18 protein-coding genes are annotated in these 24,343 nt (G+C 72.0%); 8 read left to right on the top strand and 10 right to left on the bottom strand.

The window, feature by feature from the left end; all coding sequences use genetic code 11:
* Window positions 1-40: 40 nt before the first annotated feature.
* The 7 genes from ABT381_RS10315 to ABT381_RS10345 form a co-directional block, all read right to left on the bottom strand.
* Window positions 41-3,226 carry a non-ribosomal peptide synthetase gene (locus ABT381_RS10315; RefSeq protein WP_351590669.1) on the bottom strand — a complete coding sequence of 1,062 codons (3,186 nt, stop codon included), beginning with the start codon at window positions 3,224-3,226 and terminating at the stop codon, window positions 41-43.
* Window positions 3,227-3,248: 22 nt separating this feature from the next.
* On the bottom strand, window positions 3,249-4,475 hold the full coding sequence (locus ABT381_RS10320; RefSeq protein WP_351590672.1) for a cytochrome P450: 1,227 nt from the start codon (window positions 4,473-4,475) through the stop codon (window positions 3,249-3,251).
* Between the two features lie 15 nt (window positions 4,476-4,490).
* Complete coding sequence (locus tag ABT381_RS10325; RefSeq protein ID WP_351590675.1) at window positions 4,491-5,753, bottom strand: ATP-grasp domain-containing protein; 1,263 nt, start codon at window positions 5,751-5,753, stop codon at window positions 4,491-4,493.
* A complete protein-coding gene (locus ABT381_RS10330) occupies window positions 5,750-5,992 on the bottom strand; it encodes a phosphopantetheine-binding protein (protein ID WP_351590678.1) in 243 nt (80 codons plus the stop codon). The genes ABT381_RS10325 and ABT381_RS10330 overlap by 4 nt, the downstream gene beginning before the upstream one ends.
* Window positions 5,989-7,203 carry a cytochrome P450 gene (locus tag ABT381_RS10335; protein ID WP_351590681.1) on the bottom strand — a complete coding sequence of 405 codons (1,215 nt, stop codon included), beginning with the start codon at window positions 7,201-7,203 and terminating at the stop codon, window positions 5,989-5,991. The genes ABT381_RS10330 and ABT381_RS10335 overlap by 4 nt, the downstream gene beginning before the upstream one ends.
* Before the next feature lie 3 nt (window positions 7,204-7,206).
* Window positions 7,207-7,932, bottom strand: a complete 726-nt coding sequence (locus ABT381_RS10340; RefSeq protein ID WP_351590684.1) for an FkbM family methyltransferase — start codon at window positions 7,930-7,932, stop codon at window positions 7,207-7,209.
* A gap of 81 nt (window positions 7,933-8,013) precedes the next feature.
* Window positions 8,014-8,223, bottom strand: coding sequence for an MbtH family protein (locus tag ABT381_RS10345; protein ID WP_351590686.1), 210 nt, complete (start codon window positions 8,221-8,223; stop codon window positions 8,014-8,016).
* A gap of 492 nt (window positions 8,224-8,715) precedes the next feature.
* On the opposite strand from ABT381_RS10345, the gene ABT381_RS10350 reads away from it, so the two are divergent.
* The 7 genes from ABT381_RS10350 to ABT381_RS10380 all read left to right on the top strand — a co-directional run bounded on the left by ABT381_RS10350 (window position 8,716) and on the right by ABT381_RS10380 (window position 18,604).
* On the top strand, window positions 8,716-10,443 hold the full coding sequence (locus ABT381_RS10350; RefSeq protein WP_351590689.1) for a non-ribosomal peptide synthetase: 1,728 nt from the start codon (window positions 8,716-8,718) through the stop codon (window positions 10,441-10,443).
* Between the two features lie 81 nt (window positions 10,444-10,524).
* The gene (locus ABT381_RS10355) at window positions 10,525-11,805 is read left to right on the top strand and encodes an MFS transporter (protein ID WP_351590692.1); all 1,281 of its coding nucleotides are present in this window, start codon (window positions 10,525-10,527) and stop codon (window positions 11,803-11,805) included.
* A gap of 31 nt (window positions 11,806-11,836) precedes the next feature.
* Window positions 11,837-13,219, top strand: a complete 1,383-nt coding sequence (locus ABT381_RS10360; protein ID WP_351590694.1) for a condensation domain-containing protein — start codon at window positions 11,837-11,839, stop codon at window positions 13,217-13,219.
* Window positions 13,216-14,025, top strand: coding sequence for a thioesterase II family protein (locus tag ABT381_RS10365; protein WP_351590697.1), 810 nt, complete (start codon window positions 13,216-13,218; stop codon window positions 14,023-14,025). Before ABT381_RS10360 ends, ABT381_RS10365 begins: the two co-directional genes overlap by 4 nt.
* A gap of 114 nt (window positions 14,026-14,139) precedes the next feature.
* Window positions 14,140-14,865: a thioesterase II family protein gene (locus tag ABT381_RS10370; protein ID WP_351590699.1), complete on the top strand. Its 726-nt coding sequence runs from the start codon at window positions 14,140-14,142 to the stop codon at window positions 14,863-14,865.
* Window positions 14,862-15,686 carry a mycofactocin-coupled SDR family oxidoreductase gene (locus tag ABT381_RS10375; RefSeq protein ID WP_351590702.1) on the top strand — a complete coding sequence of 275 codons (825 nt, stop codon included), beginning with the start codon at window positions 14,862-14,864 and terminating at the stop codon, window positions 15,684-15,686. The genes ABT381_RS10370 and ABT381_RS10375 overlap by 4 nt, the downstream gene beginning before the upstream one ends.
* Before the next feature lie 47 nt (window positions 15,687-15,733).
* Window positions 15,734-18,604, top strand: a complete 2,871-nt coding sequence (locus ABT381_RS10380; protein ID WP_351590705.1) for an amino acid adenylation domain-containing protein — start codon at window positions 15,734-15,736, stop codon at window positions 18,602-18,604.
* 28 nt (window positions 18,605-18,632) lie between these two features.
* On the opposite strand, the gene ABT381_RS10385 is transcribed toward ABT381_RS10380, so the two are convergent.
* Both ABT381_RS10385 and ABT381_RS10390 read right to left on the bottom strand, forming a co-directional pair.
* The gene (locus tag ABT381_RS10385; RefSeq protein WP_351590708.1) at window positions 18,633-20,567 is read right to left on the bottom strand and encodes an APC family permease; all 1,935 of its coding nucleotides are present in this window, start codon (window positions 20,565-20,567) and stop codon (window positions 18,633-18,635) included.
* Window positions 20,568-20,635: 68 nt separating this feature from the next.
* Entirely contained in the window at window positions 20,636-21,100 is a 465-nt protein-coding gene (locus ABT381_RS10390; protein WP_351590711.1) for an SAV_915 family protein, read from the bottom strand.
* A gap of 383 nt (window positions 21,101-21,483) precedes the next feature.
* Between ABT381_RS10390 and ABT381_RS10395 the strand changes: the two genes are divergently transcribed.
* Window positions 21,484-23,589, top strand: a complete 2,106-nt coding sequence (locus tag ABT381_RS10395; RefSeq protein WP_351590714.1) for an ATP-binding protein — start codon at window positions 21,484-21,486, stop codon at window positions 23,587-23,589.
* A 70-nt stretch (window positions 23,590-23,659) separates the two neighbouring features.
* On the opposite strand, the gene ABT381_RS10400 is transcribed toward ABT381_RS10395, so the two are convergent.
* Window positions 23,660-24,325 (bottom strand): potassium-transporting ATPase subunit C, encoded by a 666-nt coding sequence (locus ABT381_RS10400; RefSeq protein WP_351590799.1) that lies wholly within the window; start codon window positions 24,323-24,325, stop codon window positions 23,660-23,662.
* Window positions 24,326-24,343 lie beyond the last annotated feature (18 nt).

Raw genomic sequence — 24,343 nt, forward strand, 5'->3', positions numbered from 1 at the left:
CGGCCGGGACCTCAGGGGCCCGGCCGCCGGGGGCCGGTGATCACGGACGGCCGGCCGCCGTGGCCGGTGCGGCCGGGTCCTCGGCCAGCCGTGTGAGGGCGTCGACATGGGCGGCCACCGCCTCGCGGACCTGCGCGGGCGACCAGAATCCCGGGTCGGCGGCCACATCGAGGACCAACAGGTCGTTGTCCGGTTCCTGGATGACCTCCACCCGCAGCGGGTGGCTCGACCGGTCCCGGATGTCGGCCTCACCGACCGTGATGCCGCCGAGTGCGGACAGCCGCGACCGCTCGTGGAACTGCACATAGTTGAACGAGACGTCGAAAGGCGCCCCGCCGGCCATCTCGTGCAGTTCGGCATAGGGGAACCGGCGGTGCGGCAGGAGCGCGCGCTCCTGGTCGAAGGTCTTGCGTGCCAGATCGGCCCAGCTTCCCCCGAGATCGATCCCCAGGGGCAGCAGGTTCAGGAAGAGCCCGATCAGCCGGTCTCCGTCGGGCGTCTCGGGGCGTCCGTTCATCACCACACCGGTCACCGGGACGGTCGTGTTCCGGAGCGCACCGAGGGCGGCGAGATGGGCAGCCAGTGCGAGATTCTTGAGCGGCAGTCGCGTCAGTTCCCGTGCGCTCACGAGCCCTTGGCCGACGGACGGCGGCAGTGTCTCGGTCAGTCTGATGCGCTCGGCGGAGCGCGGCGCCTCCTGCGGGCGGGCGTTCCTGGGCAGCGAACGGAGACGTTCGGCCCAGAAGGCGCGCGACACGGCGGAGTCGAGGGACGCCTGTTCCAGGCCGATGAAGGAGGCGTAGCCGGCGGCCGGCTCGGCGGCGACCATGGTGGTGCCCGTGTCGAGCAACTCCACGTAAGCGCTGAGGAGTTCGGCGGCGAAGACGGACTCGCTCCAGCCGTCCATGATCGCGTGATGGAAGCCGTACGTGATCTGGAAGGCGGTGTCGCCGAACGTGCTGACGCGGAGGCGGATCAGCGGCCCCTGCGCCAGGTCGAAGGGGCGCGCCGCGTCGGCGATGTCTTCCTCCGGCGCCTCGGGCCCCGCGCTCGCGGCATCCCGGCGCACGACCGTGAGCGGAATCGCCAGGTCCTGCTCGACCAGCTGGAGCGGGACGCTGAAATCACCGAGGGAGAAGCGCGTGCGGAGCACCGGATGCGCGGCCGAGACGAGGCCGAGAGCCCGGCGGAACAACCCCTCGTCGAAGGCTCCCTCGACCCGCCGGGAGATGACGTCGTGGTAGAGGGCGCCGTCCTCGTCGAGGACGCTCTCGAAGATCAGGCCGAGCTGCATGGTCGTGGCCGGGTAGGCCGCCTCCACGCCGTCGGGGAGCGCGGCCCGGTCCTCCTGGCTCAGCAGCGCGGGGACCGCCGCGGCGGGGGCGGCTTCCTCAAGGGGGGCCTCGGCGGCCTCCGGCTCGGCGTCCGGGCTGATGGCGCGGATGGTGGGGGTGCTGAACAGCGTGGTGAGCGAGATCTCGATGCCACGTTCCTCCGCGGCGCCGATGACCCGGATCGCGAGGATGGAGTCGCCGCCCAGCGCGAAGAAGTCCTCGTCGAGGCCCACTTCCGGCAGGTCGAGCACGGTGCGCCAGATCTCCGCCAGGGCCCGCTGCGCCTCGGACATCGCCGTCTCCGGCGCGGCTTCCGGGCGGCTCGCGGGCGGTGTGTCGCCGCGTACGTCCCGCAGCGCGGCCCGGTCCAGTTTGCCGCCGGGAGTCGTCGGGAGCGCGTCCGTGGTGCGGTAGGCGGACGGCACCATGTACGCCGGCAGCGCGGCCGCGGCCAGTTCGCGTACTTCGGCCAGCACCTCCGGGGCGTCCGCTCCGGGCACGGTGACCACGTGGGCCACGAGCTGCCGGGTGTCGCTCTCGGACGGGGTGGCGACGACTGCGGCCGCGTGCACCCCGGGGTGTCCCATGAGCACCGACTCCACCTCGCCGGGCTCCACCCGGTGGCCGCGGATCTTCACCTGCTCGTCGGCCCGCCCGATGAACTCGATCTCCCCGTCCGGGCGCAACAGGCCCAGGTCGCCGGTCGCGTACATGCGCGCACCGGGGACGGGGGAGTGGGGGTCGGGGACGAAGCGCCGTGCGGTGAGCCCGGGAAGGCCGTGGTAGCCGCGGGTCACACAGGCTCCACCGATGTGGATCTCCCCGATCTCGCCGACCCGCACCGGCCGCAGCCGGGAGTCCAGCAACCGGACCGTGGCGTTCTCGATCGGTCGGCCGATCGGGACCGACGCCGCGTCCTCGGCCACGTGGCTGATCTCGTACCGGCTGACCAGCGTCGTCGTCTCGGTGGGGCCGTAGACATTGGCGAATACGGCGCCTCGCCGGCCCGCGTCGGCCGCATAGGCGCGCGCGACGGGGACGGCCATGGCCTCACCGCCCACGATGAGCTGACGGACCGAGGCGAAGCTGCTGATACGGGTGCGCACCAGTTCGTGGAAGAGCGGCGGGGTGAGCAGCAGCGTGGTCACCTGCTGTTCGCGCAGCACCGCGGGCAGTTCTTCGATGGCCTGGTACGAGGGCGCCGCGATCACCAGCCGGGCCCCGGACAGCAGCGCTCCCCAGATCTCCCAGGCGGAGGCGTCGAAAGAGGTCGGTGCCAACTGGAGGAAGGTCTCCTCCGGGCCGAAGTGGACGTACTTCTGGTGCGTGACCAGCCCGGTCAGATTGCGGTGCGTCACGCCCACGCCCTTGGGCACCCCCGTCGAGCCCGAGGTGTAGATGAGGTACGCGAGGGAGTCGACGGGCACGTCGGGCAGCGGGAAGGTCCCGGTGTCGACGCCGCCGGTGGCCGTGTCCTCCTCGGGGCCCTCGATGCCGAGTACCGGGCGGCCGTACTCCGCTGCCTGCTCGGCGTGCTCGGGCGTCGTCAGGATCATTCGCGCGTCGGCGTCCTCGACGAGGTGCCGCAGCCGGTCGGCGGGGTACTCGGGCGAGAGCGGTACGTATGTTCCGCCGGCCTTGAGCACGGCCAGCGCGGCCACGACGAACGCGACGGAGCGGTGGGCGAGTACCCCGACCGGAGTCTCGATCTCCACGCCTGCCCGGCGCAGTCGGCGGGCCAGCGCGTCCGTCAGCTCCCGCAGTTCGCCGTAGCTGACGGTCCGCTCGCCGCTCGTCAGCGCGGTATGGCCGGGATCCTGCGCTGCCACCCGGTCGAAGCGGACGTGTATCGGCTCGGCCGTGTCGCCGTGGGGCTGGTTGTCGTGGGGCATGGCTTTTCCGTCCGTCGGGGCGTCAGGGGTGGAGGCGGACCGGGAGGCTGCTGAAGCCCCGGAGGAACGTCGAGTAGATGGGCAGGGCGGGCCCGGCCGCTTCGATGCTGCCGACGAGGTCGCGCAGCGCTGCGAGCAGGGCGGAGATCTCGATGCGTGCCAGGTGGGCGCCGATGCAGAAGTGCGGGCCGTAGGCGAAGGTGAGATGGCGGTTGGGGGTGCGTGCCAGGTCGAAGCGGAGGGGCCGGTCGAACTCGGCCTCGTCGAAGTTGGCCGACAGCGTCCACGCGACGACCGCGTCACCCTCCCGGATCTGCTCCCCGTGCAGGACCGTGTCCTGGGTGGCGGTACGTCCCACATGGATCGCCGGGGAGGTCCAGCGCAGGATCTCCTCGGTCGCGGACTCAAGGGAAACCGAGCCGTCCTTGAGGGCGCGCCACTGGTCCGGATGTTCCAGCAGCGCGCGCACCCCGCTGATCATGGCGAGGCGGGTCGTCTCGTCGCCGCCCAGGATCAGGCTGTAGCAGTTGAACACCACTTCGTCGTCGGTCAGCCGGCCGCCGTCGACGGTCCCGTTCGCCAGCAGGGTGATCAGGTCGTCCTGGGCGTCGGCGCGCCGGGCCCGCGCCAGCCGTGCGAAGTACAGCAGCAACTCGCCCTGGGACAGCCGGGTACCGGCATCCGCCTCCTGGGCCGAGTCCGAGCTGAGGGCCGAGCTGGTGTGCCGCAGGATGAACGCGCGATCGGCTTCCGGGACGCCCAGCAGGTCGCAGATCGCGGTGAGCGGGATGCGCGCCGCGACGTCCTGGGCGAAGTCGGACTCGCCCTTCTCCAGCGCGGCGGCGATCAGAGATCCGGTGGCCGCGAAGATCCGTTCCCGCAGGGAGGCCAGCGCGGCGGGCGTGAAGGCCTGCCACAGCAGCCGCCGCAGTCGGTTGTGCCGGTGCCCGTCGCTCACCGCCAGCATCCGGCCGCTGGCGGAGTCACCGCCGCCGAGCAGCGTGGACAACACGTTGCCGCCCGTGGAGACGAAGCGGTCCGCGTCGCGGCACACGGCCGTCATGTCGGCGTGGCGCGTGACCACCCAGAAGCCGGGCGCGCCGGCGGAGCGCGGCGGGTGCCAGACCACCGGCCGGCCGGCCCGCAGCTCCGCGAACAGGGGGCGGAGGTCCTGCTCGGCGTGGACGCGCGGATCGGTGAGGTCCACATTCAGCGACGGGGCCCCGGCGAGGGATGTCGGGTCGGTCATGGGAACGGGCTCCTGTCAGTGGGCGGCCAGCGCGGACGCCGGAACCGTCCGGGTCTCGCCTTCGAAGTCGAAGGTGAAGGACACCAGGTCCATGACGCGCGCCAGTTGCTGCCGCATCTCCGCGTGGTCGGCGGCGTCACCGCTGACCAGATCCAGCGCCTGGGTCATGACACCGCTGTCCACGAGGTCCGCGGCGCGTATGTACGGGGTGTACCGGCTCACTCCGGGGACGGCGCACGCCGCGCGCCACCCGGTGACCTCGACGAGTCGGCAAGGGCGGGTGGGGGCGGGGTTGTTGTACTGCCAGAACACCCGGTCCGGGGCTGTGCGGACGGGGACCACCGGCTCGCCGAGCGCGGTCAGCCCGGCGAGCCGGACCATGTCCACGCCGCAGGCCCGCAGGGCCAGTTCGTTGATGTGTCCGCCGAGGCGGCCGTTGACCTCGATGATCCGCGGCCCCTGCGGGGTGAGTTTGATTTCGGTGTGGGTGATGCCCGAGGTGACGCCCATGGCCTGGATCGCGCCCGTCGTCAGCGCCAGGACCTCGCTCCGCGCCCCGTCGTCCAGTGCGGCGGGCCAGAACTGACCCGTTTCGCGGAAGGGCGGGGCGAGCGGGAACTTGCCGGTGACCGCCATGTGCTCGGGTTCGCCGCCGAGGACCAGGCTCTCGACCGACACATAGTCCCCGAAGGGCGAGTCCGGGCTGCCGGACAGCAGCTCCTCCAGGACGAAACCGGCGGTGGACGGGCCCCGCGCCAGCAGGGTCCGCAGGGTCCGGCGCCCGGCCTCGGCGTCGTCCACGCGGTGGGTGTCCCGGCTGCCGCCGCCCCAAGCGGGCTTGAGTACCGCCGGCAGGCCGACGGCCGCCACCGCGGAGTCCCAGTCCTCCGCACCGCGCAGCAGACGCTGTGCCGTGGTGTCGATGCCCGCCTGCCGCAGGGCGGCGCGTTGTGCGTGCTTGTCGGTGAGCCGCGTGACGGTGGCGGCATCGTGGTAAGGCAGGCCCAGGGAACCGGCGAGCGCGCCCGTGGTGGGCAGCATCGACTCGCTGAAGGTCACGATGCCGTCGGGGCGGTGGGCGGCGAGCGCCCTGACGTCGGCAGTGTGCTCGCCGGTAAGTGCGACGACGTCGCCGAGCCGCTCCATCACGGGCAGGAGCCGTTGTGCGGCGGGCGTGGACGCCACAGCGAAGACGAGCGAGGCGGTGCCGGACAGACCGCTGTACACCTCCATGGGGTGTACAGCGCCTTTGTCGTGGACGACAGCCAGCTTCTTCATGTGGCGCCCTTCTCCAGAGCGTTCACAAAGGCGCCGAAGGTGCTGTTCTTGAGCAGGACCTTGACGGAGACCTGGTGCCCGAGGAGCGGGCCGAGTCGCGCGCACAGCCGCAGGGCCTTCAGGCTGGTGCCGCCCGTCCGGAAGAAATTGTCGGCGTCGGTGGGCGCGTGGCCGTTCAGGACCTCCGCCCAGACGGCCGCGGCGTGCTCCCGGACGGGGCCGATGGTGTGGTCGGTCACTGCGTCTCCCTCGACAGGGCGACCGGCAGGCGGTCGATGCCCCACATGAAATTGGACCGCATGCGCTTCACAGGGCCGGTGATCTCCATGTGACCCACACGGTCGGCGAGAACCTGGAGGAGGACCTTGAGCTCCACCCGCGCGAGGGGTGCGCCCAGGCAGAAGTGCGGCCCCAGGCCGAAGGTGAGATGCCGGTTCGGCGTACGCCCCAGGTCGAACCGGTCGGGGTCCGGGAACACGCTCTCGTCCCGGTTGGCCGAGGAGTTCCAGAGCGCGACGGCCTCACCGGCGCGCACCTGCTGCCCGCCGACCTCCACGTCCTGGGTCGCCACACGCATAACGTGCAGGGCCGGGCTGGTGTAACGCAGTACTTCGTCGACCGCCGACTCGATGTCCACCTCGCCCGTCTTCAGGCGGTGCCATTCGCCGGGGTTCTCGATGAGGGCCACCAGGCCGGCGGCGGAGGCGTGCCGGGTGGTCTCGTTCGCTCCGGTGACCAGGCCGTCGCAGTTGAGCAGGACTTCCTCGTCGGTGAGCGGGCGCCCGCCCATGTCGCCCTGGATCAGCGCGCTGACCACGTCGTCGCCGGGGTTGCGCCGACGCTCCGCCACGAGGTCGGTGTAGTACAGGAAGATCTCCGAGTGCGCCTCGGTCTTCTGGAGCTGGTCCATCGGGCAGCCGCCGGACGTGCCCACGGACGCGCCGAACGCCTGGCTGGTGAGTTCGATCATCGTCGAGCGCTCCGCCTGCGGGACGTTCATGATGTCGCAGATGATCGCGGCCGGCAGTACGGCGGCGACCTCGCTGACGAACTCGACGGTCCCCTTCTCCAGCACCTGATCCACCAGAGGCTCGATCACCCGGCGCATGGACTCCTCCAGCGTCGCCACGACGCGGGGGACGAAGGCCGAGTTCATCAGCTGGCGCAGGCGCGGGTGCACCGGCGGATCGGTGACGATCAGCATCTTGCCCGCGGCGGCCTTCACGGCCGCGGGATCGGAATCGACCCGCATCCCCAGTTCGGAGGTGAAGGCGCTCGTGTTGCGGTAGACCTCCAGCGCCGGCCGGTAGGACATGACCGACCAGAAACCGGGGCCGGGCGGGTGCTCGTTCCAGAACACGGGCGTCGTCGCGCGCAGATGTGCCCAGGTGGCGACCGGATCACCCGATTCGTACAGACCGGGGTCCGCGACGTCGGTGGTGACGGACACGGCTCAGCCTTCCTTCCTGACGGCGAACGCCTCGTAGATCTCGGTCCCGCTCAGCAGCGCGTCCTGTTCCAGCGCGACGGTGAATCCGTGGCCGCGCAGCAGCGAGGTGAACGCGTCGAGCGCGCCGTCGATGTCATGTACCTCGGCGACGACCTGCTTGATCTTCGGCCAGTCCGCGTCCGCGACCCCGCGCAGGACCTCCAGCTCGCTCTTCTCGACATCGACCTTGAGGAGGTCGATCGAGTCGACACCGCGCTCGGCGATCACCTCGGACAGGGTCCGCACCGGACATTCGATGGACAGCGAGGAGTGGCGGCCGCTCACCATGTCGTCGATGTCCTCGTCGTCGAATCCGCTGCGCTCGAGGAAGGTGTGCATCAGCGCCGACTCGGCCTCCGGGTCGGCGTGGAAGCCCGACATCGTGGAGGAGTCCGGGTAGTAGGACATGGTGCCGGTGCCCGAGTAATCGGACAGCGCACAGGCAGTTGCCGTTCCCTTGATGTCGTGTACGGCGAAATTCGCCGTGAGCGCCGCGTGGGGAATCGGCGCCGGCTCGAAGGCGTGAAAGGTGAGCCCGCGACATTCCGAGTGGAAGAAGAGCGCGGACATGCCGATGTTCGCGCCGACATCGAACACCGTGTCACCGGGGGAGAGCGATATTCCGTGCTGCATGTAGCAGCGCTCGGTGAATATGTCCCGGTACAACAGTGCCGTTTCACCGGCATCCACATGATTCACGGTAAGGCCGTTGGGGAGTTTCATCGTTTGCATGAGGGCAATCCTCCGGGGAGCCGCTCGTCGGCAGGGAGCTCAGGAGGCCGGGGAGCCCAGCGCGGCCCGAAGGCTCAGCGGCCGCATGTCGGTCCAGACGGCATCCACGTGGCGGATGCATTCCTCCTCGCTGCCGGTGAATCCGACGGCCTGCCAGCCCTCCGGAATCGCCAGGTCGGCAGGGTGAAGCCCGTATTGCTCCTCCGAGTTGGCGAGAACGGTCCACATCGTGGTGGGGGTGTCGGTCATGGGTGCTCCCGTAACTGGCGTGGATGGCGCACGGAAAGCCGAACCGGAACGTCAGTGGTTCAAGGAATCTTCCGTGCGGCGGAGTCGGGCATGGGCGCGGCTGTTCCGGGCCGCGGTCCATGCGGCCCCGCTGGTCAGTGCGGGACGGGACATGAGCCCAAGTCGGGATGGCGTGGGCGGAGCACTATAAACAGATTTTTTCCGCAAGATCCACTCTTGTATTTACCGGATCGAGGTGCTCTACTGGCCGACCGGATATGGCTGTTCCGATGATCTCCCTCTCATTGCATCCCCCAATGAGGCAGTTTTTCAGCCACCCCCCTCGTGCTCCGTTGACGGTCGGCGGGCTTCGCCGACCTCGTAGCTTCGCGGAGGCGCGCGCCCCACCGAGCGTTGTGATGATCCCGTGCCTCTGGAATGGAAGTGGGTTTTCAGCCAATGACCGCACGCCTGGATGCCGTCGAAACCGAAGTCCGTGACGAAGCGCCGAGGGTGCCTGACGCACCCGCCAACCCGGCGCGGACGGTCGGGGAGCACGCCCGCAGGACGCCGGAGACCATCGCCGTGCGCGCTTACGACGGGACGTACACCTTCCGGGAGTTGGACCGGCGAGCGGATGCGATAGCCGCCGAGCTGACGCGCCTGGGTGCCGGCGCGGAGACGGCGGTGGGGGCGCATCTGGACCGGTCCCGCGACCTGGTCGCCGCGCTCATCGGCACCTGGCGCGCCGGCGCGGTGTTCGTCGCGCTGGACCCGGCCCACCCGCACGCCAGGCTGGCCGCCATCGCCGAGGACGCCGGTCTCGCGGTGGTCGTTTCGCGCCAGGACGCTCCCTTCGCGGACGGCCGGATCGCGCGCATCGACCCGGACACCGCGACCGTAAGGGAAGCCGGCACTCCGGCCGGCGCGTCGCCGTCCCAGTCGCTGGCCTACATCGTCTACACCTCGGGCACCACGGGCGAGCCCAAGGGCGTCGGCATCACCTACGGCAACCTCGCCAATCTGCTCGACAGCGTGGGCACCCTCGCGCCGGCCGAGGGCCAGGAGGGCGGGAACGTGCTGGCCCCCTCCTTCGACGGCTGGCTCTGGTCCACCCTGATCCCGCTGGTGAACGGCCGGGGCGTCGTGCTCGCCGATCCGCGGAACGAGGAGAACACCCTGCTGAAGGGCGAGGTGGCCGTCGTGACGGCCACTCCCTCCCTCCTCGCGGTGCACGAACCGCCCGCGCCGGAAGCGGGCCTGCGGACGGTGGTCTCGGCAGGCGAGGCATGTGCGCCCGACCTCGCGGCCCGCTGGGCGGTGGGCAGGCGGTTCATCAACGCCTACGGCCCGACCGAGACGACGATCTGTGCCACCTGGGCGGACAGCGAGGCGGGCGACGACCCGTCGACCATCGGGCACCCCTTGCCCCACTACCGCGTGCAGGTACTGGACGAACGGCTGCGGTCCGTCCCGGACGGCGAGATCGGTGAGCTCTTCATCTCCGGTGCCGGCGTGGGGCGCGGATACCACAACCGTCCCGGCGTGACGGCCGCTCGGTTCCGGCCCGACCCCTCGGGGAACGGCGAGCGGATGTACCGAACCGGCGACCTCGTGCGGCGCCGGACCGACGGGGCGCTCGAATTCGCCGGACGGGCCGACGACCAGCTCAAGATCCGTGGCTTTCGCGTGGAACCCGCGGAGGTCGAGTCCGCCGCTCGCGCGGTGCCGGGAGTCCGGGCCGCCGCGGCCTTCGCGGTACCCGGGCCGGCCGGCTCCGTCCTGGCCCTGGCCGTGGTGCCCGAGGGCGACGCGGGTCCGGAGCCGGAGGCGGTGCGCGACGCGCTCCGGGCGAAGCTGCCCGAGCACCTGGTGCCGTCCCAAGTACTGTGCCTGGACCGCCTCCCGCAGACCGTGGCAGGCAAGACCGACCAGGCGGAGCTGGTCCGGCTGAGCCAGGAGGCCGCGGACCGTCCGGCATCCTTCGCCGCGCTGTCGACGCCCACTCAGGAACTCGTCGCGCAGGTCTGGTCCAAGGTCCTCGACCTGCCGGTCGAGAGTGCGCACGCGGACTTCTTCGAGCTCGGCGGCCACTCCCTGATCGCCACCCAGGTCGTCGCCACGCTCCGCAGCCGGCTGGGAGTACGGCTGACGATGCGTCAGCTCTTCGCCAACCGAACCGTGGAAGCGCTGGCGGCCGTACTGGACGAACTCGTCGCCGCCCAGGCCGCCGGCGCCTGACCCGGCGCCGCAGGACGACACCCCCCACATCAGCTGTCAGCCCCTCAGGAGTGCCCGATTTCAGCTCCCGAAGAGAACCTCTTGAGCCCGTCGACGGGCGCCTCCGAGGCCGCCCCGCCCGAAGCGGCCGAGGAAGAACGCGTGCCCGGCGCGGCCCGGCTGCCCCGTTCCTACCTGCTGTGGCTCGCCGGCATCCTGGCTTCCCTCGCGGGCAACGCGGTCTTCTACTTCGCTCTCGGCTGGGCGGCCAGTGCGCACGGGGGAGCCGTCGCGGGCCTGGTCCTGAGCGCGGTCACACTGCCCCGCGTGCTCCTCCTGCTCATCGGCGGCGCGGTGAGCGACCGGGTCAGCGCGCGCCGAGTCCTCATCGCGGGAGACGCGGCGATGCTGGTCTTCTCCCTCGTGCTGGCCGCTGTCGCCTACCGGCTCGGGGCCCCGCCCGCCCTCCTCATCGCGGCCGGAGTCGTGGTCGGTGTCGCCGACGCCTTCTACCTTCCGGCTTCCGGGGCGATGCCGCGCCGGCTGGTGACCAAGGAGCAGCTGCCGCGCGCGCTCTCCCTCCGGCAGGTCGGCGGCCAGGTGGTCAACATGGGGGGCGGGCCGCTCGGCGGCGTGCTCGTGGGCATCGCAGGGCTGGCGGGCGTCGCCCTGGTCAACGCCGTCACCTTCGCCCTCGTACTGATCGTGCTGATCGTCGTCCGGTCATGGCGCAAGGTGCCGCCCGCGCCGAAGACGGCCGGCCTGGTCAAGGACGCCTCGGACGGCGTACGCGTCGCGTTCTCCCACCCGGTGCTGCGTCCGGGGCTGCTGCTCACGGGTGTCGCGGCCGGCTTCCTGCTGCCGGTCCTGCCGCTGCTGCTGCCCCTGCTCGCGCGGGCGGAGCACTGGGGCGCGGGCGCCGCCGGCCTGGTGATCGGGGCGGAAGGGGCCGGCATGGTGGCGGTCACCCTGATCGTCGTGCGGCGCGGACCACTGGGCCGCCCAGGACTGCTCGCCGCGAGCGGACTCGTGGTGGCGGGCCTGGGCGTACTCGGACTGGGACTCGCGCCGGGCGTGCCGGCGGCGACGGCCGCCGGCTTGGTCATCGGCATCGGCAACGGCGTCTTCGCCGCGCACATCGCGCCGCTGGTCCTCGCGGTGACACCCGAGAGCCACCTGTCCCGCATCCAGGCCGTACTCGTCCTCGTACAGAGCCTCGCCCTGCTGCTGATGAACAACGTACTCGGCAACCTCGCCGGACTCGGCGGCCCGGCGGCCGCCGTCATCGTCTGCGCCGTGGTGATCGCCGGTGTCGGGCTGCTGGGGCTGGTCTCCGGCCCGCTCCGCAACAACCGCACGGGCCTCTCGTCCCCGTCGGCCTGAGCCCGTGCCGCACCGCCCATTGGAGAGACACATGCCCGACACCGACCGGCAGGTTCCGCTGTCCGCGACCCAGGAACGCCTGTGGCTCCTGGACCAGTTGTCCCCCGAAGGCAGCTACAACGTCGCCCTGTGCTTCGAGCTCGCCGGAACCCTCGACGAGGACGCCCTGCGCCGGGCGGTGCTCTCCCTGACCCGACGCCACGAGGCACTGCGCACCCGCATCGAGGACACCGAGGACGGCCTCCTCGTGGGACGGCTGACGGCGCCGGAAGCCGTCGAGGCCGACATCGAGCGGACCGCCGCCGACGGCCCGGGCGAGTCCCTGGACACCCTGCTGTACGAGGCGGCACTGCGCCCGTTCGACCTGCTCACCGGGCCACTGCTGCGCGTACGGATCGTCGCCCTCCCCGGCGATGTCCACATCGTGCTGGTCGTGTTGCACCACGGCGCCTTCGACGGGCTGTCCGGCCCCCTCCTGACCCGGGAGCTCTGGCACCTCTACGACGCCCATGCCTCCGGGAAGGCCCCGGACCTGCCCGAACCCGTCGGCACGTACGCCGCCTTCGCCCAGTGGCAACGCGCCTGGCTGGACACTCCGGAGGCGGCCGACCAGCTCGCCCACTGGACGAGGCGGCTCCACGATCCGCCGACCGCTCTGGTCCTGGGCGGCCCCGGCCCGGTGCCGGGGGCGCCCGCCGAGACCGGCCGCGCGGTGGTGGAATTCGCCTTCCCGCCGGCGGCGGTGCGCGACGTCACCGCGGCCTGCGACAGTCTCGGCGCGACCCCCTTCATGGTGCTGCTCGCCGCGTTCACCGGCGCCCTGGCACACCACACAGGAGCCGAGGACCTGATCGTCGGCACGTCCGTCACCGACCGCCCCGCCGAGGAGTTCGAGGCGGTCATCGGCCCCTTCGACAACACACTGCTGCTCCGCGTCGGTACCGACGGCGCCCCGACGGCCGGACAGTTCGTCGAGCGGGTGCGTGATGTCGCGGTGGACGCACTGCTCCACAAGGACATTCCGTTCCAGCACGTGGTCCGGGCCCTCGCCCCGGCTCGCGGGGGCTCAGCGGCGCCGGCGCTGTGCAATGTTGCCTTCTCCGTCGAGGAGAAGCCGCAGGACCCCGGCCCGGTGCACGGTGCGGTGGTGACCGCCCACCCCTGGCTGTTCGTTCCCCCGGCCCGGTTCGATCTGACCCTGATGATCGAACTGTCCGGCGAGGCGATGACGGGGCGGTTCTACTTCGATCCCGAACGGATCGGCGAGCCCGCGCTGCGCGCGATGGCGGACGAAGTGACCGCCCTGCCGAACCGGTTCGCACACCAGCCGGACTCCCCCCTGTTCCCCGCCGGAGGGCACAGGGGGCCCGAGCGGACACGCAGTGCACGCAGCGAGGAAGAGGGGGAGCGATGAGCACGGCGAACGCGGACGCACTCGTGCGGGACCGAAAGAAGTGGCTGTGGGAGCCGCGGCCGGCCGGAGCGCCGGTACGCGCGACGCTGGTCGTGCTGCCGCACGCCGGCGGACTGGCCCAGGGCTACGCCAAGTGGGCCCGGTGGTTTCCCGAGGACATACGGGTCATCGCGGTGCAGTACCCCGGGCGGGGCCCCCGCTTCGGAGAAGAGGCCGCCCGCTCGATGGCCGCCCTGGTCGATCCCATCGCCGAAGCCCTGGCCGAGGAGACGGAACTCCACGTCTTCGGCCACAGCCTCGGCGCCATGCTCGGCTTCGAGGTGTGCTGGCGGCTGGCGCGCATGGGCAGGCCGGTACGAGCGTTCTTCCCGTCGGCCGCGCCCGCCTCACACATTCCGCGCAACCCCGCACCCACACCCGCCGAGCCGACGGACGCCGAGCTCGTCGAAGCCCTGGTGGACCGCGGTGGCATGGACCGGGCCGCCCTCGAACACCCTGAACTGCTGGAACTCGTACTCGAAGCGTGCCGCGCCGACCGCGAGGTCACGCTGTCGTACCACTACGGGGAGGAACGCCGCGTGCTGGACTGCCCGGTCGTCGCCTTCGGCGGCACCACCGACGTGGCCGTCGCCCCGGCGGACGTGGCGCGCTGGCCGGAGCTGACCACCGGATCCGGCGAAGTCCACCTACTGGACGGCGGCCACTTCTACCTCAACGACCACATGGCGGCGGTCACCGGCCGGATTCAGCGCCAGATGGCGGCCCGCACAGGCGCGGACACGGAACGGGGGGAGCGGGAGCGCTAGCGAGCTCTCACGGACCTCCACGGTTCGTCCTCCCCGCCCGCCCCGCGCGTCCGCCACCGCCGCGCCGACCACCCGACCATCTCCACCGCTCGCCTCCACGGACACCAGAGGACCATGTCGACTCAGCCCTTCTCCCTCGTCTGCCTGCCCTTCGCCGGAAGCGGAGCGGCGTTCTACCGCGCCTGGTCACCAGCGCCCCTGGCGGGCAGGGCCCGCCTCCTTCCCGTCCAACTGCCCGGCCGAGAGGAGCTGTTCGGCGAGGACCTGTTCGAAGACGTGCGTGCGGCCGCGGCGGCCCTCGTTCCCGAAGTGCTGGCGGAGTCGGATCCCGCGTCCCCCGTCGTGCTCTTCGGACACAGCCTCGGCGCGGTGATCGCGTACGAGATGGCCCGCACGATCGAGCGGACGCACCCCGGCCGCCTGCGCCGGCTGTACGTGAGCGGATCCCCCGGGCCTGAGGGGGGACGGAGCGAGCGCGCCACGGGACTGGGCGACGAGGAATTCCTGGCGCGCGTCCACGAGTTCGCCGGATACCGCCACGAGGCGTTCGACGTGCCGGAGCTCCGCGAGCTCCTGCTGCCCGTCCTGCGCGCCGACGTCGCCATGCACGAGGACTACCGGCCCGCCGACCACGAGCCGCTGTCCGCCCCCATCACCGCACTCCGCGGCGCCGACGACCGCCTCGTCACCCGTGAACAGGCGCGGGAGTGGGCGGCCGCGACGAGGGGTGACTTCGGGTACGAGGAACTCCCCGGCGGCCACATGTACCTGGCCGAGAACCCCGATCCGCTGCTTCGGCTCCTGTCCGGCGCACTGCACCGAACGGAAGACACACGATGAGACTCAAGGGCAGGACCGCCCTGATCACCGGCGCGGCCCGCGGGCTGGGGCGCGACTGCGCTGTCCGGTTCGCCGAGGAGGGAGCCGACCTGGTGCTCCTCGACATCGGAACGGACCTCGACGGCGTTCCGTACCCGCTCGGCTCGCGGGCCCAGCTGGAGTACACCGGCGAAGAGTGCGAACGGGCCGGTGCGGCCGTCGTCGTCCTCACCGCCGACGTGCGGAAACAGCAGGACTGCGGCGCAGCCGTCGACACCGCCCTGGACCGGTTCGGACGGCTGGACGTCCTCGTCAACAACGCGGGCATCGCCGCGCCTTCCGGGAAGCTCGTCGAGGACATCACCGAGCAGGAGTGGTCGCTCATGCTCGACGTCGATCTCTCCGGCGCCTGGCGGATGATGAAGGCGGCGCTGCCCACGATGGCCGCACAGCGGTCGGGAAGCATCGTCAACGTCTCCTCCACCGCGGGCACGGTCGGATACCGGCGCTTCGCCGGATACGTCGCCGCCAAGCACGGCCTGATCGGGCTGACCAAGGCCGCGGCACTGGACTACGCGCCGGTGCGGGTACGCGTGAACGCGCTCTGCCCGGGGTCGGTCCACGACGAACCGGTACGCGAGGGCCGCATGCTCTCCGAGATCGCCCGGTCCCTGGACGTCTCCGTCGCCGAACACGAAGAGATCTTCGTCCGCGATCAGCCCATGAACGCGCTGATCGACCCCTCCGACATCTCCAACGCCGCCCTCTGGCTCGCCGGAGACGAATCCCGCCAGGTGACCGGCACCGTCCTGACGGTCGATGGGGGCTTCACCGCCCGCTGACGGCGTCCACCGCTCCCACCCCGGATCGCACAGGCAGAAGGCCGCTCATGACGACACACGCGACAACAGACCTCACCACACTCTCGCCGGGTGCGGCATGCCACAGCCTTGTCATCCGCCTCGATGACGGCTACGACTGCGTGCGCGCGCGTGAACGGATCGCCGCGGCCGCCGTACACCGGCCGCCACTGGCAGAGCTGAAGCTCTGGGAGACCGAGGTGCACGCGCGCTCCACGGATGCCGACGCGCGGCGCAGCCGGAGCACCGAAGCCGCCCGCCCGGTGCGCGCGGGGGCCTTCCCGTTGCGAGCGGTCCTGCTGCGTTACGCCGACGACGTGTACGACCTGGTCCTCGTGGCCGACCGCTCCCGCGTGCCGCTCCCGGCTCTGCGTCAGGTCGCGGCCCTGCTCAGCGACGAGGCTTCCGCCCCGGACGCGATACCGCCCTTCCCCGCGGCCCCGGAGACCGGCCCCCGGCCCGCCACCCGGCCCTCCTGGGGGCTCGCTGACCCACGTACCCCCTCCCGGGCGGGCCGGCTGCCGCTGGAGCTCGCCCCCGGCGGTGACATCGGCGTACGCACCCTCATCGCGGCCACGGCGTTCACCCTGGCCCGGTACAGCGGGGAGGAGACCGTCCGGCTGGGCGTCCTCGACCCGGCCACGAACGGGCGGCCGGGCCTCCTGACGCTCACCGCACACGGGGACCAGGATGTGGCAGGGCTGCTCGGACAGGCCGGCGAACGGCCCGAGGAGCAGACGGAGCCGGAGCCGCTGCCCGCGGTGGGTATTGTCCGCACGGACGATGCCGGCGACGGTCAGTACGAGCCCTGCCTGGCCCCGCTGTTCCCGCTCACCCTCCAGGTCGCGGAGCAGGCCGACGGAACGCTGTCCGCCACGTGCCTCTTCGACGAGAGCGCCGTCGCGGCCGGCATCGCCCAGGACTTCTGCCACCAACTCGCAAGCAGCGCCGCCCAGTTCGTCGACGGGCCGAGTGGGCGACGGCTCGCCGACATCGATCCGCTGACCGGTGACCGGGCGCGGGAGATCCTGGCCATGGGCGGCCTGGGCACCACCCTCCGCTCCACGGGCGGACTGATCCATCAGCGCTTCGCGGAGATCGCCCGGCACCGGCCCGACGCGGTCTGCCTGACAGCCGGAGACACCCGGCTGACGTACCGGGAACTCGACGCGCGCGCGGAGGAGGAAGCCGCCGGGCTACGAGCCCTGGGTGTCGTCCCCGGAGACCTGGTGGGGGTCTGTCTCGAACGCGACGCGGACCTCGTCGTCACCCTGCTGGCCGTGCTCAAGGCGGGCGCCGCCTACGTACCGATGGACACCCGGCACCCGGTCGACCGGTTGCGGTACACGACCGAGGACGCGGCACTGTCCGTCGTCGTCACGGCGATGGACGGCTTCCCCGAGGGAACAGGGACGGTCGTGGTGAGCCCCGCCGAGCTGGCGGCCCGCGCGAGCTCGGCCCCGCCGGCCGCGCCGGCCGCGCCACGGGCCTCGGACGAGGCAGGGACGGCCGCCGCCTACGTGATCTACACCTCCGGTTCGACGGGCCGCCCCAAGGGCGTGGTCGTGCCGCATCACAACGTCCTGGCCCTGGTCGACAGCACAACGACGGACTTCGGGCTCGGCCCGGACGACTCCTGGACCCTCTTCCACTCCAGCGCCTTCGACTTCTCGGTCTGGGAGATGTGGGGCTGTCTGCTCACCGGCGGCCGCCTGGTGGTGGTGCCGCACTGGGTGACGCGGGACGCCGACGAGTTCTGTGAACTGCTGAGCAGCGAGGGGGTCACCGTGCTGAACCAGACGCCCTCGGCGTTCTCCCAGCTGATCAACGCCGACCGCCGGGCGGCACGCGAGACGGCGCTCCGGCTGATCGTCTTCGGTGGTGAACCGCTCGACGCCGGAATGCTCGGCCCGTGGTTCGCCCGCCATTCGCCCGCGCACTGCCGCGTGGTGAACATGTTCGGGATCACCGAGACCACCGTGCACGTGAGCGCCCGTACCGTGCTGCCGCAGGACGTCGTCGCCGGCTCCCGGTCGGTGGGCCGGGCACTGCCGGGCTGGCACCTCTCCGTCCGCGACGCACACGGCCGGCTGCTCCCGCCCGGGGCGCCCGGAGAGCTCTACGTGGGCGGGGCGGGGGTGGCCGACCGCTACCTCGGCAAGCCCGGCCTCACCTCCGAGCGCTTCGTACGCGACCCGTTGAGCGGAGAGCGCGTCTACCGCAGCGGAGACAGGGGACGGTTGCGTCCCGACGGCGGCTTCGACCACCTGGGCCGGCTGGACAACCAGGTCAAGGTGCGCGGTTACCGGATCGAACTGGACGAGATCCGGACGGTGCTGCTCGGCGCGAGCGGGGTCATCGCAGCCGCCGTTGTCGTCCGTCAGGACGACCCGGCGGACCCGGCAGACAGACGGATCGACGCCTACGTGGCCGCGATGGGCCCGCTCGACCTCGACGAGGTCCGTGCCCACGTCCGTGCCGTGCTGCCGGACTACATGGTCCCGTCCACGGTCACGCTCCTCGCCGAGATCCCCCTCACCCTCAACGGCAAGCTGGACGAGACCCGGCTGCCCGACCCCCGCGCGGCGGCGCCGCTCTCGCCCGTCACCCCTGAAGCGGAGGCCGAAGCGGCCCCGGCCGACCCCGCCGAAGACATCCTCCGCATCTGGAGCGCGCTGTTGAGGACGGAGGTGGGGCCGGACGACAACTTCTTCACACTCGGCGGCAATTCCCTCCTGGTGATCCAGGCCATCGCCGCACTGCGCACCCACCACCTGCCCAAGGTGACGCCCAGACAGTTCTACGCCCACTCGACCGCCCACCAGTTCATCTCGCTGGTGCGCAAGCTCGCGGCCGAGGAGACGAACGCGGCAGCGGAGACGGACGCGGTCGGCGGCTGACGCGGCCGGTGGCTGATGTGGTCGCGCGTCAGGGCAGGCGGAAGCGCAGTCGGCAGATGGCCGCGTCGGTGTCGCGGCGGACCGCGTGGGCGACCACGGCGCCGCGCTGGTTCTGCAGCATCCTCTGCCACAGGCGGGCCGGCTCCACCTCCGGAATCAGCACCGTGACCCGCGTGCCGGGCTCGGCGGCCGTGATCTCGCGTACGTACGCGGCGATCGGGCCGCCCAGTGCCCGGTGGGGGTGAAGGAGGCGTACCAACGGGACGCCCGGGCCCCACCGGGCCCAGTCCCGCGCCAGGGCGTCGGCTTCGGCGCGGTCCTCCGGGGCCGCGTGGCAGACGGTCACCGCGCGGACCTCGTCGCCGAGGGACACCGCGGCGGTCAGCGCCTCGCTGGTCAGCTTCGACAGGCTCGCCACGGGCACGATCACCAACGAACGGACCCGGCGCGGACATTCGGGGACCCGGCCGAGTCCGAGCCGCTCGCCGATCGCCGCGTACGTACGGTGCACCGCCTCGAACGCCGCGACCAGCAACGGCACGGCGAGCGCGACGAGCCACGCGCCGTCGGCGAACTTCGTGGCGGTGACCACCAACGCGGAGACACCCGTGAGGACCGCACCGGAACCGTTCAGCACCGCCTTGGCCCGCCACCACGGGCCGCGCACCCGGCGCCAGTGGCGGACCATGCCGGCCTGGGCGAGGGTGAAGCCGATGAAGACGCCGATCGCGAAGAGCGGGACGAGGGCGTTGGTATCGCCTCCGGAGAGGGCGAGCAGCGCCGCCGAGACCGCGGCCAGTGCCAGTACGCCGTGCCGGTGGACCTGACGGTCGGCCTTGAGCGCGAAGACGTGCGGCAGGCAGTGGTCACGGGCCAGCAGTTTCAGCAGCACCGGCAGTCCGCCGAAGGACGTGTTCGCGGACAGTGCGAGCAGCACCATGGTCGCGAACTGCACGAGGTAGAAAGCCCAGTTGTGCCCGAGCGCGGCATCGGCGAGCTGGGCCAGGACCGTGACGCCTGCGACCGGCCGCAGCCCGAACCGCGAGATCAGCACCGCGAGTCCGATCAGCAGCACGCCGAGGAGCGCGCCGAGGGCGACCTCCGCGTGCTGGGCGCGCCGGGCCCGCGGGGCACGGAAGGACGGCACGGCGTTGGCGATCGCCTCGACGCCGGTGAGGGCGGAGCAGCCGGAGGCGAACGCCTTGAGCAGCAACAGGGCGCCGACGGTGGTCGCGTGGTCCGCGAGTACCGAGGCGTGTCCGGCGGCGGTCGCGGTGCTCACCGGCGCGGAGCGGAACAGCCCCACCGTGATCAGCGCGAGGATCGAGAGGACGAAGACCGCGGTGGGAAGGACGAAGAGCCGCGCCGAGTCGGCGATGCCGCGCAGGTTGACCGCGGTGACCAGGGCGAGGACGGCCAGGCACAGCCAGCGCCGGTCCGCGTACAGGGCGGGGAAGGCGGAGGTCAGGGCGGCGATGCCGGCGGTGACCGCCACCGCGACGTTCAGTACGTAGTCCAGGACCAGGGAGGCGGCGGCGACCAGGCCGGTGCGGCGGCCCAGGTACGTCCTGGCCACGGCGTACGAGCCGCCGCCGGCCGGGAACGCGGCGATCACCTGCCGGTAGGAGGCGACCAGTACCGCCAGCAGCGCGGCGATCGTCAGCGTCACCGGCAGCGTGAAGCCGAGCCCGTAGCCGCCCGCGGCGGCCAGGACGAGGACGATCGCCTCGGGCCCGTACGCCACCGACGCCATCGCGTCCAGCGACAGCGCGGCCAGCCCGGTCACGGCCGTCAGCCGGTGCCGGTCACCCGGGTCGGCCGGGTCGGGCGGGTCGGCCGGGTCGGGCGGGTCGGCCGGGTCGGCCGGGTCCGCGGGTTCTTCGCGCGCGGGGGCGGTGCCGCACCCGGACCGCGCGAGGGCGGTGCCGGGCCCGGGTTCGGGCTCCGTGGTCAGGACGGACATGCGGTTGACTCCTTACATGCGCAGGTCCGCCCAGGTTCCCGCCGCTCCCGACCGGCCGGACGCCGTCCTTACGCGGTCTTCGCGCCGACGGTGCCGGTCTTCACGAGATGCTGACGGATGGCTATCGCATGCAGTGCCGTGGCCACCTCCGAGCGCTTCGGCAGCGTTGCGGTCACCTGGGAACGCTTCCGGGCTCCGCCGCGCCGGACGGCGAGGGGCGGTGCCGCGGCGAGTGCGCTCGGCGCCGCGGTGGAGGCCGCGAGCGCGGGGTTCAGCAGGAGACGCGTGATGCCCAGCGGGGCGGTCAGGGCCCGCAGAGCCGGTTCCGAGAGCTTGATCCACGCCTGGCCGGGGCCGAGCGTAGTGACCAGCTGGTGCAGGGTGGTGAAGCCGACGGCGGTACGTTCGCCGAGCGGCGTACGGAACAGGCGGGCCGCGTATCCGGCAGGCCCGGGCCGGACGGGTACGTACAGTGCTCCCGCCCGGCCCTGGCCACGCGCTTCCGGCTCTTCGGCCGGTGAGACGTCCGACATGGCATTTCCTCCTTGAGGAGCTGGGGTCCTCCGGGGCGCGCCAGAAACCATGTGCCCGCTGGAGCGGAAAAACGTACGAATCCTGACGCGTTGCTGACGAAATTCCGGAATCCGGTGACGGAGCGTCGACGAACCCTGGCGTTGCGGTGCGATGCGTTGCGTTGTGTTGCGGTGCGGGCGCGACTCGTTGCATGGCGTGCACCGGCAAGGCGGAAGCCCGGAGACCGAAGGTGGCGGTGTGTGAACCAAAGGGGACGGCTTCCCGAGGGTTTCTGCCCGGTACCGCACCAAGAGCGAGCCGCTCACAGGGATCCCGCGCCATGTTCCCTGGCGGCGGGCAGACTGGTACGGCGGTCGAACGGTGGCCGGAAGCGGGAGGGGCCGTGACGGACGTGTCCGGACCCGGGCGGTTGACGGGGAACCTGCCGGCGGAGTCGACGAGCCTGGTGGGGCGGGAGGGCGAACTCGCCGTCCTCGACGCCATGGTGGCCGAATCGCGGCTGGTGACGCTGGTCGGCGTGGGCGGCGTCGGCAAATCGCGGCTGGCGCTGCGGGCGGCGGCCCGGTCGGTGCGGGGCTTCGACCACGGAGCGTGGCTGGTGCCGCTGGCCCCGCTGCGCGCCCCGGAGCTGCTCGGCATCACCTTGCTGGAGGGCCTGGGGCTGGCCGATGCGTCCACCCGGCCGTCCGCCGACGTGGTCGCCGAGTGGCTCGCGGACAAACGGCTGCTGCTGGTCCTCGACTCCTGCGAGCACCTGGTCGAAGCCTGCGCCGACCTGGTACGCACTCTGCTGGCAGCCGCCGCGGAACTGCACGTGGTCGTGACCAGCCGGCAGCCACTGGGCGTGACGGGAGAGCGGCAACTGGAGGTCAGCCCGCTCTCCGTCGAAGACGCGGAGCACCGGGACGGCGACGCCGTGACGCTCTTCGCCGAACGGACGGCCACCGTGCTGCCGGGCTTCACGGTGAGCACCGCCAACCGGGACGCGGTACGCGCCGTGTGCCGACGGCTCGACGGCATTCCGCTGGCCATCGAACTGGCGGCGGTGCAGGCGGCGGAGCTGTCGGTCGAGCAGCTCCGCGACCGGCTGCGCGCCCGCTTCGAGGTGCTGACCGCACGGACCGCCGGCGGCGGCGACGGCGTACTGCCGCGCCACTTGACCCTCCGTACGACGATCGGCTGGAGCCACGAGCTGTGCTCGCCGCCCGAACGGCTGCTGTGGACACGGCTGTCGGTCTTCCCCGGCGGCTTCGACCGCGCGGCCGCGACGGCAGTGTGCTCCGGCGGCCCGCTCACCGCCGCCACGGTCCCCGGCGTACTGGCCGGCCTGGCGGCCAAGTCCCTGGTGCGCCGCCTGCCCACGGACGCCCCGGCGCGCCCGCGCTACGACCTGCTCGACACGGTGCGGGAATACGGCGCGGAGTGGCTGCACCGGCTCGGCGAGGAGGACGAGTGGCGGCGCCGGCACTGGGAGTACTACCGGGGGCTGGCCCGGCAGGCGGCCGCCGGGTGGGTCGGCCCCGAGCAGGTGCGCTGGTGCATGCGCATGGTCACCGAACACGCCAATCTCCGGGCCGCGTTGGAGTACGGCCTGTCCGACCTCGACGGCCGCAGTGCGCTGGACCTGGCGGGCACGCTGTGGTTCTTCTGGCACGCCTGCGGATTCGCCCGCGAGGGGCGTCACTACCTGGACCGGGCGCTCGACCGCTGGCCGGTGCCGGGCCGGGTCCGCAGCAGCGGGGTGTTCGCGCGCGGTGTCGTCGCCATTGCGCAGGGGGACGCCGAAGTCTGTGCCGCGACGGGCCGGGAGCTCGAGGTGGCGGCCGAGAGGGACGGCAGCCCTGGCATCCGGAACGCCGCGGCCTATCTCGAAGGCACCGCCCTGGTGCTGCGGGGGCGGCTGCGAGAGGGCATCGCGGTGTACGGCACGACGTTGCGCCGGCGGGACGACAGCGGCCCGTACGCGGGAGTGGGGCTCCTGATCCGGGTCAGCCGGGCGTTCGTCCTCGTCCACGCCGGTGAGTCGGCAGAGGCCATGGCGGAGGTCGACGCGGTGTGCGCGACGTGCGAGAGCCGCGGCGAGCGTCACTCCCTGGGGTGGGCCTACTACGCGAAAGCCTGGAACGCGCTCGCTCTCGGCAGGCCGCGCGAGGCGGCCGACTGCGCCCGTACGGCGCTGGCGGTGAAGTCGCAGCTCAACGACAGTTTGGGTTGGGCCATGTGCACCGACGTACTGGCTTCGGCGCTCGCGGCGGACGTCGGCCGGGAGGCACAGGCGGCCCGGCTGATCGGCATCGCCGAACGGCTCTGGCACACCCTCGGCAGGCAGCAGATCGGCCTTGCCGAACTGATCGCGGCCCGCGAGTCGTGCGAACGCCGGATCCGGGAGCGGATCGGCGACGCGGCCTACGAAGCGGCGTTCCGCGACGGCCTGGAAACCGAAACGGAGGAGGGCCTCGCGTACGCCCTCAACACCCGCCTCCGCTGAGCGGCCTCGGGCGGGTAAAAGCCCGGTGGCGCCACACGGGACGGCCACCGGGCTCTGCCTGCCGGGTCTCTCAACGCCGCGTCAAGTCCCTCAGAGCGACGTTGAGTTGGAGGACATTGACCCGAGGTTCGCCCATGAAGCCGGCGACGCGGCCCTCGGTGCGGTCCTCTACCAGCTTGGCCACCCGGGCGACGGGGAGGTGGTTGCGCTCCGCGACGCGGTGGACCTGGAGCCGGGCGTACCGCGGGGAGATGTCCGGGTCCAGACCGGAGCCGGAGGAGGTGACCGCGTCGGCGGGGACCTGGGAGGGGCGTACGCGGTAGCCGGGCACGCTGTTGTCCTTGATGACGGCGGCCTTGGCGTCCTTCACCCAGGTGAGCAGCTCCGGGTTGTCGGCGGAACGGTTGGTCGCGCCGGAGACCAGCAGCCTGTACTGGGTGTTGACGCTGTTGGTGCCTAGGCCGTTGGAGGGGCGGGGCTGGAACCACTTCAGGTCCGGCGCGGGAGCCTGCTGCCCCTTCTTCAGCGGCAAGTCGTAGCGCTGCCCGATGAGTTCGGAGCCGACCACCTTCCCGGCGGCCTTGATCTCCGAGCCGTTGGCCTGATGGGGGAAGAGGCCCTGGGCGACGCCGGTGACCGCGAGCGGGTAGAGCACGCCGCACACGACGGTCAGCAGCAGGAGGGCGCGCAGCCCCGCGCCGACGAGCCGGGCGGTGTTGGTGACCGAGTTGTTCATGACAGTGATCAGCACGCT

Origin of the sequence: Streptomyces sp. NPDC000151, from assembly GCF_040301705.1 — a bacterium.
GTDB lineage: Bacteria > Actinomycetota > Actinomycetes > Streptomycetales > Streptomycetaceae > Streptomyces.

What these genes read in the sequence shown, in the direction of transcription:
- ABT381_RS10315 (WP_351590669.1), bottom strand. Translation starts at nt 3,226, where the DNA reads ATGCCCCACGACAACCAGCCCCACGGCGACACGGCCGAGCCGATACAC.
- ABT381_RS10320 (WP_351590672.1), bottom strand. Translation starts at nt 4,475, where the DNA reads ATGACCGACCCGACATCCCTCGCCGGGGCCCCGTCGCTGAATGTGGAC.
- ABT381_RS10325 (WP_351590675.1), bottom strand. Translation starts at nt 5,753, where the DNA reads ATGAAGAAGCTGGCTGTCGTCCACGACAAAGGCGCTGTACACCCCATG.
- ABT381_RS10345 (WP_351590686.1), bottom strand. Translation starts at nt 8,223, where the DNA reads ATGACCGACACCCCCACCACGATGTGGACCGTTCTCGCCAACTCGGAG.
- ABT381_RS10360 (WP_351590694.1), top strand. Translation starts at nt 11,837, where the DNA reads ATGCCCGACACCGACCGGCAGGTTCCGCTGTCCGCGACCCAGGAACGC.
- ABT381_RS10365 (WP_351590697.1), top strand. Translation starts at nt 13,216, where the DNA reads ATGAGCACGGCGAACGCGGACGCACTCGTGCGGGACCGAAAGAAGTGG.
- ABT381_RS10370 (WP_351590699.1), top strand. Translation starts at nt 14,140, where the DNA reads ATGTCGACTCAGCCCTTCTCCCTCGTCTGCCTGCCCTTCGCCGGAAGC.
- ABT381_RS10375 (WP_351590702.1), top strand. Translation starts at nt 14,862, where the DNA reads ATGAGACTCAAGGGCAGGACCGCCCTGATCACCGGCGCGGCCCGCGGG.
- ABT381_RS10380 (WP_351590705.1), top strand. Translation starts at nt 15,734, where the DNA reads ATGACGACACACGCGACAACAGACCTCACCACACTCTCGCCGGGTGCG.
- ABT381_RS10385 (WP_351590708.1), bottom strand. Translation starts at nt 20,567, where the DNA reads ATGTCCGTCCTGACCACGGAGCCCGAACCCGGGCCCGGCACCGCCCTC.
- ABT381_RS10390 (WP_351590711.1), bottom strand. Translation starts at nt 21,100, where the DNA reads ATGTCGGACGTCTCACCGGCCGAAGAGCCGGAAGCGCGTGGCCAGGGC.
- ABT381_RS10400 (WP_351590799.1), bottom strand. Translation starts at nt 24,325, where the DNA reads ATGAACAACTCGGTCACCAACACCGCCCGGCTCGTCGGCGCGGGGCTG.